Consider the following 14,408-nt stretch of genomic DNA (forward strand, 5'->3'; position numbering starts at 1 on the left):
TTACACCTCTTCATCATCTAAATTTACTAATACTTGTCTAGGTTTACTACCCTTTTGTGGTCCGATAACTTGGTTACGTTCCAAATCGTCCATTAATCTAGAAGCACGATTATAGCCAATCCTAAATTGTCGTTGCAATAGTGAAGTACTAGCTTTCTGTTGTTCAATTACAAATATATATGCATCTTCATATAAAGCGTCTTCACTCTTCATTTCTGATTTATCTACTGGCGCATCTGGTTCCATTTCTTTCACATAATTTGCTTTTTGTTGTTCAACAACATAGTTAACTACATCTTGCACTTCTTGATCACTTAAGAAAGCACCTTGTACACGCGTTTGAGCTGATTCACCATTTCCTACATATAACATATCACCTTTACCAAGTAATTTTTCAGCTCCACCAGAGCCTATAATTGTTCTAGAGTCAGTTTGAGAACTTACTGCGAACGCAATACGTGATGGTATATTATTTTTGATTATACCAGTGATTACATCTACAGATGGTCTTTGAGTAGCAACAATTAAATGAATGCCTGCTGCTCTAGCCATTTGAGTGATACGTTGAATTGCGTTCTCTACTTCTTTGCCTGCAACCATCATTAAATCAGCTAACTCATCTACAATGACTACTATATAAGGTAATTCTGCTTGTTTTTCATCAAGTTCTTCATTCTGACGGCGTATAAATTTATTATACCCTTCAATATTACGTGTAGATGAATGCTGGAATAAATCATATCGTCGTTCCATTTCAGCAACTACCTTCTCTAATGCTTGAGAAGCTTTGTGTGGATTTGTAACTACCGGTATTAATAAATGTGGCACCCCATTATAAACATTTAATTCCACCATTTTAGGATCAATTAACATAAGTTTAACTTCATGAGGTTTTGCATTTAAAAGAATACTAGTAATAATGCCATTGATACATACTGACTTACCACTACCAGTTGATCCTGCAACTAATAGGTGGGGCATTTCATTTAATTGAATTGTCATTGGTTCACCAGAAATATCTCTACCAAGTCCAACTTCCAGCTTATTACTCGCTGGGAATTTAGATTCAAGAACTTCTTTAAGCGTAACTAAAGAAATCTTATCATTGGGTACCTCTATACCAACAGCTGATCGACCTGGAATTGGTGCTTCAATTCGTACATCTTTCGCTGCCAAAGCGAGTGCAATATCATTATGCAAATTAACAATTTTACTAACCTTAACTCCTTGGGCTGGTTGGATTTCATATTGTGTAACAGCTGGACCAATTTTAATTTGCTTAACTTTTGCATTTACACCAAAATTTTTCATTGTTGATTCGAGTATCTGGCCTTTACGTTGAACTTCAGACTTAGATGTAGATTGTTGCTTAGCTGGCTGATTAAGTAATGATAATGGAGGAATGTGATATGCCATATTTGACTCTTCACCAGCTTCGGAAATTGTTCCTTTCATTTGATGATTATCATTTGAATTCGACTCTGGTAAATTTTCATCCTCTAGATTTGTTTCATCGTTACTACTATTCTCTTTATCAATATCTTCACTATTTAAACCAAAACGTCTTTTCTTACGTTTATTAGTAGTTGTTTGTTTACTTTCTTGCGATTCACTATGTCCATATATAGGAATATCTTCTGGTTCAGTACTAACTTCAGGGAAATCACTAACATCTTTGATTTGTTCTGACTTAAGTTGTTCTTGTTCTAATTTATGTTGTCGTAGACGTTCACGCTCTTCTTCTTTTTCACGTTGACGTTCTTCTTTTTTAAGTTTGTTTTGTTCTCTTTTTACTTTGAAATTAGATGATGCACTTTGACTTGAGTTTCTCATTTTATCAATTGATGCTTTAACAACATCTCTATGTCTAAGTTTAAGCAATAAAATAATACTAGAACTTAATAAAATTAATGTAAGAATGATGACACCGGCAATTGAAATGAGTGGAATAAATATTTTAAGTAAATAAAATCCTATTAATCCCCCACCAAAATTCGGAAAATGACTATGTTCATAAGCCTTATAGACATAGGATAAAACAGGTTCTCTTTCAGATACTGCACCTTTTTGAAAATGATAAATAATTTGTGTTGTAATTAATAAGACAAATTGTAATGATATTAACCCAAAAGTCCGTCTTGTTTTAGGAAATTTCTTCTGCATTGCAATATAGACTGTAATCAAACTTAGTAATATGTATGTTAAATAGCGACTCATTCCAAACAAATAATTGAAAAAGCTATCAATCATTCGACCAACAATTCCTAATTGGAACATTCCCAGAACCGACAAAATGACTATAATGATTGCAACGATATAGCGAATTGAGCTATCTTTTTTCTGTTGCTTTTTCTTAGTCGATTTACGAGCTGTTGCACCCTTTTTACGAGTTGTTGTTTTTTTCTTAGTTTGTGGCAAAATAGTACACCTTCTTTATTTCTCACTTAGTATTTCTTTTTATACAAATATTTATAGTATTCCGATATGTATTAATAGTATTTTTAAAAGTATGAAAGAGGTTGGAACAATACCAACCACATTTAGACTTATCGTCATAAACTAAAGTGAATAATTTAAGTAATGAGTTTACATAACCTTTTAAATTATTACACAACTGTGATGTTGTCCCGACCTCTTTTGGATTGTATATATCTTAAATTTCTGAAATAACTGGAATAATCATTGGACGACGTTTTGTACTTTCAAATAGTAATTTACTGATTTGATCTCGCATATTCTGTTTGATGTCAGACCACTCAATACGTTTCTCTTGAAGACCTGCTTCAACAATTTCACGAACCTTATCTTCTGCTTCCTTCATTAGTTCTTCACTTTCACGGACGTATACAAAGCCACGTGATTGAACTTCAGGACCAGCAGCAATTCGTCTATTTTTCGGATCCAATGTAACAACTGCAATAAAAATACCATCTTCTGCAAGTAAATGACGATCTCTCAATACGATATTACCGACATCTCCTACACCAATACCATCGATAAGAATATTGCCAGAATTAACTTTCTCGTTTAATACCATATCTTTACCGTCGTAATGAATAACGTCTCCCTTTTCGACTAAGAAAATTTTCTCCGGCGCCACACCAGATTCGTTAGCCAATTTAGCATGCGCAATTTGCATTTTAAATTCACCTTGAACAGGGATAAAGTATTCAGGTTTCATAATATTAATCATCATTTTTAATTCTTCCATGCAACCATGACTAGATGCATGAATCTTTTTATTGTTAGGAATAATATATGCACCTGCGCGCACTAATTCATTCAGTGTATCAGCAATGATAACTTCCATATTAGCTGATGCTGTAATTGCTAAATATACTGAATCGCCTTCTTCAATATTCATTATTTTGTGTTTCTGTTGGGCCATTTGGCTCAATGCTTCGATAGGTTCGCCTTCCATACCAGTGGCAATAATTACGACTTCATTTTTAGGATAATTTCCAACTTCGTTAATAGGGATTAACAAGTCTTTAGGAATGTCAAAATATCCCATTTTACGTGCAATATTAAACGAACTTTCAAGTGAACGACCTAAAAATGAAACTTTACGATTTAATTTGCTTGCAGTGTTCAATACTTGTTGAATTCTAATAAAGTTTGAAGCATAGCATGACACAATTAAGCGTCCTTGTACTTTCGCAAAAGCATCATAAATGTGCGATTCTATAACATTCTCAGGTGTATTATATCCAGGTTTCTCAGCTTCTGTTGAGTCACTGATTAATGCGAAGACACCATCTTCAGCTATTTCAGCCATACGTTTGATATCTGGTGTGTAATGTCCTTGTAAACTTTGATCAAATTTAAATTCACCTGTATAAACGATTGAACCGTATGAAGTATGAATGCAAATTCCTAAACTATCAGGAATGCTGTGTGTAGTGTTAAAGAACGTAATATTAACATTTTTAAATCTCATTACTGAATCATGATTTACAGTATAATAACGTACTTTCTTTTTAACATTACGTGACTTCATATTTTCTTTAACAAGTGCTAACGTTAATTTAGAGCCATATACTGGTGCATCAATTTGTTCTAAAATGTAGCTAACTGCACCAATAGCGTGTTCATGACCATGGCTTAGAAAGATACCTTTTAGTTTTTCTTTATTTTCAATGACATATTGAATATCAGGAATTACAATATCTACACCTAACATTTCATCTTCTGGGAACATTAACCCCGCATCTAACATAAACATTTCATCGTCTACTTCAACGATATACATATTTTTTGCGATTTCGCCGACACCACCAAGTGGAATGATGCGAATATCGTCATTCTTTTTTTTCACTAAACTCAAAATGTTACCTCCTATTATAAAATCCCCGTCCATATAAACTCATAATTTATTATAGTTTAATTTATGTTGGATGTACACTATTAAAGTATTTCTTGAGGCATTATAGTAACAATCGAATTTAGTATTAGATATTATATAATTCTTAATTTTAATGATTCCTATAAACTAATAAAAGACTAGGAAGATAATCTCCTAGTCTTAAAATATTATTTATTTTCATCTAATGCTTTATGAGAAGCATTTACGCGACCTTGTTTGTCAATTTCAGTTATTTTCACTTCAATTGAATCGCCTATACTTAATACATCCTCTACTTTATTAATACGTTCTTTTGAAATTTGAGAGATGTGTAATAAAGCATCTTTACCGGCAAACAATTCTACAAAAGCACCATATTTTTCAATACGTTTAACTTTTGCATTGTAAACTTGGCCTACTTCCGCTTCACGTGTGATATCTTCAATAATTTCACGAGCACGGTTAATCATGTCTTGATCAATTGCACCTATGAAGATTGTACCATCTTGTTCAATATCTAATTTAACACCAGTTTCATCTATGATTTCATTAATTTTCTTACCACCTGGTCCAATTACGTCTCTAATTTTATCAGGTTTAATATGCATTATTTCCACTTTAGGAGCATAAGCACTTAATTCTTTACGTGGTTGATCAATTGTTTGTAACATGTGATCCATTATCGCTAATCGACCTTGTCGTGCTTGTTCTAGAGCTTCTTCAATGACTTCACGTGTTAAACCATCAATTTTAATGTCCATTTGTATCGCAGTGATACCTTCTTTTGTACCTGCAACTTTAAAATCCATATCCCCTAAAGCATCTTCCATACCTTGGATATCCGTAAGAATCGTATAACTATCTTCACGTGTAACTAGCCCCATTGCTATACCTGCAACAGGCGCTTTAATTGGCACACCAGCATCCATTAAAGCTAAAGTTGAACCACAAATTGATGCTTGTGAAGATGAACCGTTAGATTCTAATACTTCACTTACAATACGTACAGTGTAAGGGAATTCAGTTGTATCTGGAATAATGTATTTTAATGCTCTCTCGCCTAATGCACCATGTCCAATCTCACGACGACCAGGTGCTCTAACTGGTCCTGTCTCTCCAACAGAGAAATTAGGGAAGTTGTAATGATGCATGAATCGTTTTTCTTGTTCAGGACCTAGTCCATCAATAAGTTGATAATCACCTAATGCTCCTAATGTTAGTACAGATAAAGCTTGTGTTTGTCCACGTGTAAATAAACCTGAACCATGTGCTCGTGGTAATAAACCAACTTCAGATTCTAGTGGTCTAATTTCATCTGGTTTACGCCCATCAGGTCTAATTTTTTCATCAGCGATAAGACGACGTACTTCTTCTTTAACTAAGTCATTTAAAATTGCATAAACTTCATCAATTAACAATTCATTTTCAGGATCTGCTTCGTCAACAAATTCAGTTGCAATTTCAGCTTTTAACGAATCCAAGTTTTCGTCACGCTGTTGTTTATCAAATGTTAAAACTGTTTCTTTTAAGCCTTTTTCTTCAGTAAGTGTTTTAACTCTTGAAACCAGTGTTTCATCACGTTCTACAGGTACAAATTCTTTTTTAACAGGTTGAATGTGAGCTACCACTTCTTCTTGGAATGCTACTAAACGTTTGATTTCATCATGTCCGAAGAAAATAGCTTCTAACATTTCTTTCTCAGTTATTTCACTTGCACCAGCTTCTACCATGTTTACAGCGTCTTTATGACCGGCAACTTCTAAATCTAGACGTGAAACTTCTTTTTCCTCAACGGTAGGGTTAATTACATATTTACCATCAACATAACCTACATTAACACCAGCAATTGGTCCTTGGAAAGGAATATCTGAAACACTTAATGCCATTGAAGAACCTATCATTGCAGCCATTTCAGGGGAACAATCTGGATCAGCGCTTAGTACTGTGTTCATAATTTGAACGTCATGTCGATATCCTTTAGGGAAAAGTGGTCGAATTGGTCTATCAATTAAACGTGCAGTTAATGTTGCTTCATCTCCTGGACGACCTTCACGTTTTTTAAATCCTCCTGGAATTTTACCAGCAGCATACATTTTTTCTTCATAATTAACTGTTAATGGGAAAAAGTCACCATCACGCGGTTCTTTAGATGCTACAGCCGTAGATAATACAACCGTATCTCCATAACGCACTAAAACTGCACCATTAGCTTGTTTTGCTAATTGTCCTGTCTCAATCGTTAACGATCTTCCAGCCCACTCAGTTTTAAACACTTTCTTTTCTTGAGACATTATGAATCTCCTCTCTGAAATCTATTAACTACATCATATCATTTATTTTTCAAATTTTATATTAGTGATTTATATTAAACGATAAAAAAAGGAAAGTACCAAACTAAATGGTGCTTTCCTCTTAATATATAAAAATTAACGACGGATACCTAATGATTTAATTAATTCACGGTAACGTTGAATATCTTTACTACGTAAGTAGTTTAACAAATGACGACGACGACCTACCATTTTTAATAATCCTCGACGTGAATGGTGGTCTTTTTTGTGTTCACGTAAGTGTTCGTTTAACGCAGCGATTTCTGCAGTTAAAACAGCGATTTGTACTTCTGGTGAACCAGTGTCAGTTTCGTGCACGCGATATTCTTTGATAATTTCATTTTTACGTTCTTGAGTGATTGCCATAATTAAATTCCTCCTAAAATTTGTATACACCTTAATCTGAGCTAGGCGTCGGAGTCTCAACCAGCCAAGATAAAGGAATAATATTTAAAGTTGAATTCGATTTTCTAGAACTCAACTTTAAATATTATACGATACATCATCACCGAAATCAACTGAAAGTAAGTATTTCGCTTTTTCTTTATCATTATTCATTTGTTCAACTAATGGATCAATACCATCAAATTTAACTTCTGGTCTTAAATAATGATGCCAATAAACAATGACGCGTTCACCATATATGTTGTCATTAAAATCAAAGATATTAACTTCAATCACTACTTCAGCTTTAGAAGGATCGTGAAAAGTAGGTTTAACACCAACATTAGCTACACCACGATAGATTTTATTTTCAGCACCTATCGCCATACTAACAGCATAAACCCCTTTTTTAGGTAAAACATAATCATCACTTGGTTGAACATTTGCCGTAGGAAAGCCAATTGTACGTCCACGTTTCTCTCCTTGAACTACAGTGCCTTTAATTCGATAGAGATAACCTAACTGCTCATTGGCCTTTTTTAAATTTCCTTCTTTCAAAGCTTCCCTAATTGCAGTAGTAGAGATTTTTTCAGTATCCATTTCTTGTTTACCAACTATTGTAGTGCTAAATTCATCCATTTCATTTAATACGGACATGTTACCTTTTCCGAATTTACCGTAAGTAAAGTCAAAACCAGCAATCACTTCTTTAACGCGATTATTAATAATATAGTCTTGAACAAACTCTTCTGCTGTTACACTCGCAAATCGTGAAGAAAAATTAATAACAATACAATAATCCACGTCGTGTTGTTCAATCATTTCAAGTTTATCTGAAAGTGGTGTTAAATAATCTGTGCGTTTACGTTCAGGATTTAACACAACAGAAGGATGAGGATCGAATGTTGTTACTGCCTTTTTTAGATTTTGCGCTGCAGCACGTTCATCCAATGCTTCAAACACTTTATGATGACCACGATGCATGCCATCAAAAAAGCCAAATGCCATCGCAACGTCTTCTTTTATCAACTGATTTTCTTGAATTGGATGGGTTACTTCTATCACTTTCATAACTTTAGACTCCTTTAATTAAATACTTTTTTAGGTTTTATTTCATGATTTTTATCCGGATGTTGAATATAAATTGCCATTACTTCCTCCGTCTCAGAATCAATAAAGACGAGTTGTTGTTCAATCGTTTGATTAAATTGTTTTTTATTAAACTTTTGTCCATTTAATATTCTAGTTTTTATATTTTCATCAGATACATAAATTTTCGGCAAACTTTTCAAACCATATTTTAAAGGAAATAAGTTTGATTGTAATGTGTCTTGCTCATGTAATTGTGAGATTTGATCTAATGTTATACTATCTTTAATGTCAAACCCACCTGAATTTATTCGTGTCAATAGCGACATGTGAGCTGGATACCCTAATTGTTTACCAATATCCGTTGCTAATGTGCGAATATATGTACCTTTACCACATTTAACTTCAATATTAAAATGACATTTCCCGTCTTCGAATTGAAGTTCAGATGTGCGTGCTATCGAATCTATATTTACTTTACGAACTGGTCGTTCAACAGTTTCACCTTTTCGTGCATACTCATATAACTTTTTACCATTTACTTTAACAGATGAATACATAGGTGGAACTTGTTCTATAATTCCTTCAAATTGTTTTAAAACAGCGTCTACTTTATTAATATTTATTGCATTTTCTTGTACATCTATTTTATCAATAACTTCTCCTGTTTGATCTTCCGTAGTCGTACTTTCCCCTAGAGTTATGGTAGCGTTATAAGATTTTCCCATATCCATCACATAATCACTTACACGAGTGGCAGTACCAATACATACTGGCAATACCCCAGAAACTTCAGGATCTAATGTCCCAGTATGACCTATTTTCTTAGTTTTTAAGATTTTTCTTAGCTTAAAGACGACATCATGACTCGTCAATCCACGCTCTTTATATACAGGTAAAATACCATTATACATTTTTTCACATCCTTCAGTTTTAAGTACACTTATGTATCATAACTTATCTGACTTAACTTGTGTTATTTAATATAAAAGTAATAACACTAATTCGTATATCATATAGCTAAATTGGTAAATTTTTAATTACTTTAATTTAAAAAAGAGTAGAACTGAAATTATACTAATTTCAATGTCCTACCCCTTAACTATTTAGTAAATTTGCTGTAATTAAGATAATAAATAATTATCTATCTTGCTTATGCAAATCTTGAATCATTTTCTCGATTTTATTACCATACTCAATTGATTCATCATATTCAAAGAATAATTCTGGAACGATACGCAATCTCATTCTTGAACCTAATTCAGATTTAATAAATCCTTTCGCTTTGTCTAAAGCTTTAAACGTATCATTAACTTCTTTCTCGCTACCTAAGACTGTAAGGTAAACTTTTGCTTGAGATAAGTCATTTGTTAAGTCAACGTCAGTAATTGTGATAAACCCTACTCTAGGATCTTTAACTTTATTATTAACGATATCCATTATTTCTTTCTTCATTTGTTCGCCTACGCGTTCTGCTCTCATGTTACTCATTTATGTCACCTCAATATTTGATGTTACTCTTCTTTGTTATTTTATTCACTATTTAAGTTAGATTTAAACGCATTATCTTAAAGAAACAATATATTGTAATGTTCATCATTTAAAAAGGTGGACGGTTTCTCCACGTCCACCTAAACATATATTGTTAAGTCTTATCTTTCGATTTCAACCATTTCAAATGCTTCGATAATGTCGCCTTCTTTAATATCATTGAATTTTTCAATTGTAATACCACATTCATAACCTTGAGCAACTTCTTTGGCATCGTCTTTGAAACGTTTCAATGTATCTAATTCACCTTCGAATAGAACAATTCCGTCTCTAATAATACGAACACCTGCATTACGAGTAATCTTACCTTCAGTAACATAACTACCAGCAATTGTGCCAACTTTAGACACTTTGAATGTTTGACGTACTTCAGCTTGTCCGATAACTTGTTCTTCGAATTCAGGATCAAGTAAACCTTTCATAGCTGATTCAATTTCTTCAATAACATTATAAATAACGCGATGAAGTCTCATATCAACGTTTTCAGCTTCTGCAGCACGTTTAGCACCTGCGTCTGGACGCACATTGAAACCAATAATAATACCATTTGACGCATTAGCTAATGTAACATCTGATTCATTAATAGCACCAACAGCAGTGTGAATAATACGTACATTAACGCCTTCTACATCAATTTTCATAAGAGAAGCTGCAAGTGCTTCAACAGATCCTTGAACGTCACCTTTGATAATCACGTTAAGATCTTTCATTTCACCTTGCTTCATTTGTTCAAATAAGTTGTCTAATGAGACATTTTTACTTTCTTGACGTTGTTGGATAACGCTTGCTTCATGACGCGCTTCACCAATGCGACGTGCTTGTTTTTCGTCTTTAAAGATAACAAAGCGATCACCTGCTAATGGCACATCATTGATACCTGTAATTTCTACAGGTGTAGAAGGACCTGCTGATTTAATTCTTTGACCTAAATCATTAACCATCGCTCTAATTCGTCCATATGTGTTACCTACAACTATTGAGTCACCGACATTTAATGTTCCGTTTTGAACTAATAGTGAAGCAGCTGGACCACGTGATTTATCTAACTCCGCTTCAATCACAGTACCTACAGCTTGTTTATCAGGATTAGCTTTTAATTCTTGGACTTCAGCTACTAAGCCAATCATTTCTAATAAATCATCAATACCTTCACCACTTAATGCTGAAAGTGGAACGAAAATTGTTTCACCGCCCCAGTCTTCAGGGATCAAACCGTACTCTGTTAATTCTTGCATAACACGGTCTGGGTTTGCAGTAGGTTTATCAATTTTATTTACAGCTACTATCGTAGGAACGTTAGCCTCTTTAGCATGGTTAATTGCCTCAATTGTTTGTGGCATAACACCATCATCAGCTGCAACAACTAAAATTGTGATGTCCGTTACTTGAGCACCACGTGCACGCATTGTAGTAAATGCTGCGTGTCCAGGTGTATCAAGGAATGTAATTTTTTTACCAGCATTTTCAATTTGATAAGCACCAATATGTTGCGTGATACCGCCTGCTTCTCCAGCTGTAACTTTAGTATGACGAATTGAATCAAGTAATGTTGTTTTACCATGGTCAACATGTCCCATAATTGTAACTACGGCTGGTCGTTCAATTGCATCTGGATCAACTTCTTCTTCATCAAAGTAAATTGATAAATCTTCTTCATTTACAACGACTTCTTTTTCAATTTCAACACCATAATCATCCGCAATCAATTCTAGTGTTTCTTCATCAAGTGCTTGGTTAATATTAGCAACGATGCCTAATAAGAATAATTTTTTAATAATTTCTGATGATTCAATATTTAATTTATCCGCTAACTCGCCAACTGTAATGCCTTCTTCATATGTGATTTTAGATGGCATTTCTTTTGGTTCTGCTGCTGGTTTATTATTTTTGTTACCTTTATTGTTTTTATTACTTTTATTGTTCTTATTATTTTTGTTACCTTTGTTGTTTTTGGCATTATTTTTGTTGTTACTATTGCCTTTTTGATTCGCGTTACCTTTGTTGTTCTGTTTGTTATTATTTTTAGTATTGTTTTCTTGTTTTTGGTGATTATTTTGAGTGTTTTGTTTTGTATTCTTGTTACTTTCTTGTGGTCTAAACTTTTTATCAAGCGTTTTAATTTGATCGTCCTCTAACGCTTGCATATGGTTTGATACTTCTACATTCATATTTTTTAACTCATCTATAATCTCTTTACTTTTAACATTTAATTCTTTCGCATATTCGTAAATTCTTTTTTTACTCATATAATCACTCCTTACAATATTCATCTATCATCGACGTAAGCTTAGTCGCAAACCCAGAGTCTATTACTCCAATGTTCACACGTTCCGACTTGCCTAAAGATTGTCCTAATTCTGCTCTTGTACTAAAGATTCTAAATGGAACATGATATGTTTCACATTTATTTTTTATATTCTTTAAAGTGTTTTCTGAGGCATCAGATGCCATGATAACAAGCTTTATATTATTTTTCTTGATTTCAGTAAGCAATACAGACTCGCCAGACTTTACTTTACGGGCTCTCATTGCTAAACCTAAAAAGTTTAAAATTTGTTCTTTGCTCATTTAGGAATCTCTTCTCTATAAATCAAACGTATAATTTCTTTATAAACAGGGTCTAGCTTCTCAGAATCTGCATTAAAATATCTTTCAAGTACGCCTTTTTCTTGGGCTGCTTCTACACTTTCAACATCTTTTGAAACATAAGCGCCTCTACCTTGTTGTTTGCCAGTACCATCAGCAAAAATGTCGCCTTCTTTGTTAATAACAACGCGAATCATATCTTTTTTGGGACGCATTTCATTTGTAATAATACATTTACGCATTGGAATCTTTTTCTTCTTCACTTAATTACTCACCCCAATTATCTGCTTATACGTCTTTTTCTTCACTGTCTGCTTCTTCGATATTTTCAGAAGGTTCATCGATATCTGCCGCTAATTCTGCAGTAGTTAAATTTGATTCCTCTAGATTAACATCTTCAATTTCGATATCTTCATCATCTGATTCTGATAAAACGATGTCTTCAGCTAATTCTTCAGATTCAATCACAGGATAAATTCCCGCTTCACGAGCATCAGTTTCTGATTTAATATCAATTTTCCATCCAGTCAATTTTGCAGCTAATCGTGCATTTTGACCTCTCTTACCAATAGCTAGTGACAATTGATAGTCAGGAACTACAACAACAGTAGATTGATTGTCTTCGTCAACGATAACTTCCAATACTTGTGATGGACTTAAAGCATTACGTACAAATACTTTAGGATCTTCATTCCATTGAACAATGTCGATTTTTTCTCCACCAAGTTCTTCAACTACAGCTTCAACTCGAGCACCTTTTGCACCAACACATGCGCCTACCGCATCGATGTCTGGATTATCAGAATAAACACTAATCTTAGAACGATCACCAGCTTCACGTGCTACTGATTTCACAATAACAGTTCCATCATAAATTTCAGGAACTTCTTGCTCAAATAAACGTTTTAACAAGCCTGGATGACTTCTAGAAACGTAAATTTGTGGTCCCTTAGTTGTCTGTTCCACTTTATTAACATAGACTTTAATACGTTCGTTAGGAATATATTTTTCGTTAGGACTTCTTTCAGCTTCAGATAAGACCGCTTCAATTCTACCTAAGTTAACATAAACGTAACGATGGTCAACTCTATCGATAACACCTGTTAAAATATCATCTTCTTTATCAATAAATTCAGTATACAGAATTTCTCTTTCAGCATCTCTTAGTCTTTGCATTACTGCTTGTTTAGCAGCTTGTGCACCAACACGACCAAAATCTTTTGGTGTAACATCTTCTTCGTAAATATCACCAACTTCATATGCTGGATTTTTAACTAATGCTGTACTTAAATCTACTTCGTCTCTGTCATCAAATACTTCTTCTACAACTTCTTTACGTGCTATAACTTTAAAAGTACCTTCATCCATATTTAATTCTACACGTACGTTTCTAGCACTATCATAGTTCTTTTTATATGCAGTTATTAAAGCTGCTTCAATTGCATCAATTAATACTTCTCTAGGGATTTTCTTTTCTTTTTCTAAATATTCAGTTGCTAATAAAAGTTCATTACTTGCCACAATTATTCCTCCTCATCACGTTAAATCATTACAGCGTGACGTGCTTTTGCAATTTTATTTCTTGGTATTTCAATTTGTTTTGTTTTAGCTTTTTCTTTAAATTCCATCGTGATTGTGTCTTCATCAACAGCTTTTAAAATTCCAAGCCACTCTTTATCGCCTTCAATTGGCACATATAATGATACAAATACTGGTTTATCAATTGCATTGTGATAATCTTTTTCTTTTTTAATTGGACGTTCCGCACCTGGTGATGCTACGTCTAAGTAGTACATATCTGGAATTGGATCATTCTCATCGATTGCCTCGCTGATTTTTTCAGATGCAAGTGTGCAATCATTTAAATCGACACCGCCCTCTTTATCAATAGAGATTCTTAAGAAATGATCTTTCCCCTCTTTAGTGTATTCAACTTCAACTAATTCAAAATTCAATTCGTCTAAAATAGGAGTTATGATTGTTTCTACTTCTTCAGTGATTTTACTCATACAGGCCTCCTTTTTCGGCAAATAGAAAAGAGCGGGTATATGCCCACTCTTTCTGCCTGAGTCTAATTTTTTACGCACATTAAGTATATCACACTTTAATTCCTTAAACAAATG

Annotated in this window: 12 protein-coding genes; all 12 read right to left on the reverse strand. The window is 33.7% G+C overall.

What is annotated here, in order from left to right; genetic code table 11:
* The 12 genes from BB045_RS10560 to rimP all read right to left on the reverse strand — a co-directional run bounded on the left by BB045_RS10560 (position 1) and on the right by rimP (position 14,294).
* Entirely contained in the window at positions 1 to 2,418 is a 2,418-nt protein-coding gene (locus BB045_RS10560) for a DNA translocase FtsK (protein ID WP_070442336.1), read from the reverse strand.
* A gap of 235 nt (positions 2,419 to 2,653) precedes the next feature.
* Positions 2,654 to 4,327 carry a ribonuclease J2 gene (rnjB, locus tag BB045_RS10565; protein WP_075140747.1) on the reverse strand — a complete coding sequence of 558 codons (1,674 nt, stop codon included), beginning with the start codon at positions 4,325 to 4,327 and terminating at the stop codon, positions 2,654 to 2,656.
* A 206-nt stretch (positions 4,328 to 4,533) separates the two neighbouring features.
* The gene (gene pnp, locus BB045_RS10570) at positions 4,534 to 6,636 is read right to left on the reverse strand and encodes a polyribonucleotide nucleotidyltransferase (protein WP_070442333.1); all 2,103 of its coding nucleotides are present in this window, start codon (positions 6,634 to 6,636) and stop codon (positions 4,534 to 4,536) included.
* A 135-nt stretch (positions 6,637 to 6,771) separates the two neighbouring features.
* The gene (gene rpsO / locus BB045_RS10575; RefSeq protein ID WP_053018906.1) at positions 6,772 to 7,041 is read right to left on the reverse strand and encodes a 30S ribosomal protein S15; all 270 of its coding nucleotides are present in this window, start codon (positions 7,039 to 7,041) and stop codon (positions 6,772 to 6,774) included.
* Between the two features lie 117 nt (positions 7,042 to 7,158).
* Positions 7,159 to 8,130 (reverse strand): riboflavin biosynthesis protein RibF, encoded by a 972-nt coding sequence (ribF, locus tag BB045_RS10580; protein ID WP_037537305.1) that lies wholly within the window; start codon positions 8,128 to 8,130, stop codon positions 7,159 to 7,161.
* 14 nt (positions 8,131 to 8,144) lie between these two features.
* Entirely contained in the window at positions 8,145 to 9,062 is a 918-nt protein-coding gene (gene truB / locus BB045_RS10585) for a tRNA pseudouridine(55) synthase TruB (protein ID WP_070442332.1), read from the reverse strand.
* Between the two features lie 226 nt (positions 9,063 to 9,288).
* A complete protein-coding gene (rbfA, locus tag BB045_RS10590; RefSeq protein WP_037551622.1) occupies positions 9,289 to 9,639 on the reverse strand; it encodes a 30S ribosome-binding factor RbfA in 351 nt (116 codons plus the stop codon).
* Positions 9,640 to 9,800: 161 nt separating this feature from the next.
* Positions 9,801 to 11,945 (reverse strand): translation initiation factor IF-2, encoded by a 2,145-nt coding sequence (gene infB, locus BB045_RS10595; RefSeq protein ID WP_070839265.1) that lies wholly within the window; start codon positions 11,943 to 11,945, stop codon positions 9,801 to 9,803.
* A 4-nt stretch (positions 11,946 to 11,949) separates the two neighbouring features.
* Entirely contained in the window at positions 11,950 to 12,267 is a 318-nt protein-coding gene (locus BB045_RS10600; protein ID WP_037537314.1) for a YlxQ family RNA-binding protein, read from the reverse strand.
* Complete coding sequence (gene rnpM / locus BB045_RS10605; protein WP_070442330.1) at positions 12,264 to 12,548, reverse strand: RNase P modulator RnpM; 285 nt, start codon at positions 12,546 to 12,548, stop codon at positions 12,264 to 12,266. The genes BB045_RS10600 and rnpM overlap by 4 nt, the downstream gene beginning before the upstream one ends.
* 25 nt (positions 12,549 to 12,573) lie before the next feature.
* Entirely contained in the window at positions 12,574 to 13,806 is a 1,233-nt protein-coding gene (gene nusA / locus BB045_RS10610) for a transcription termination factor NusA (RefSeq protein WP_070442329.1), read from the reverse strand.
* 20 nt (positions 13,807 to 13,826) lie between these two features.
* Positions 13,827 to 14,294 (reverse strand): ribosome maturation factor RimP, encoded by a 468-nt coding sequence (gene rimP, locus BB045_RS10615; RefSeq protein ID WP_075140748.1) that lies wholly within the window; start codon positions 14,292 to 14,294, stop codon positions 13,827 to 13,829.
* Positions 14,295 to 14,408 lie beyond the last annotated feature (114 nt).

It is taken from the genome of Staphylococcus sp. MB377, assembly GCF_001922505.1.
Classification (GTDB): Bacteria; Bacillota; Bacilli; order Staphylococcales; family Staphylococcaceae; genus Staphylococcus; species Staphylococcus haemolyticus.

Coding starts and splice junctions, on each gene's coding strand:
- pnp (WP_070442333.1), bottom strand. CDS start 6,636: ATGTCTCAAGAAAAGAAAGTGTTTAAAACTGAGTGGGCTGGAAGATCG.
- rpsO (WP_053018906.1), bottom strand. CDS start 7,041: ATGGCAATCACTCAAGAACGTAAAAATGAAATTATCAAAGAATATCGC.
- ribF (WP_037537305.1), bottom strand. CDS start 8,130: ATGAAAGTGATAGAAGTAACCCATCCAATTCAAGAAAATCAGTTGATA.
- truB (WP_070442332.1), bottom strand. CDS start 9,062: ATGTATAATGGTATTTTACCTGTATATAAAGAGCGTGGATTGACGAGT.
- rbfA (WP_037551622.1), bottom strand. CDS start 9,639: ATGAGTAACATGAGAGCAGAACGCGTAGGCGAACAAATGAAGAAAGAA.
- infB (WP_070839265.1), bottom strand. CDS start 11,945: ATGAGTAAAAAAAGAATTTACGAATATGCGAAAGAATTAAATGTTAAA.
- BB045_RS10600 (WP_037537314.1), bottom strand. CDS start 12,267: ATGAGCAAAGAACAAATTTTAAACTTTTTAGGTTTAGCAATGAGAGCC.
- rimP (WP_075140748.1), bottom strand. CDS start 14,294: ATGAGTAAAATCACTGAAGAAGTAGAAACAATCATAACTCCTATTTTA.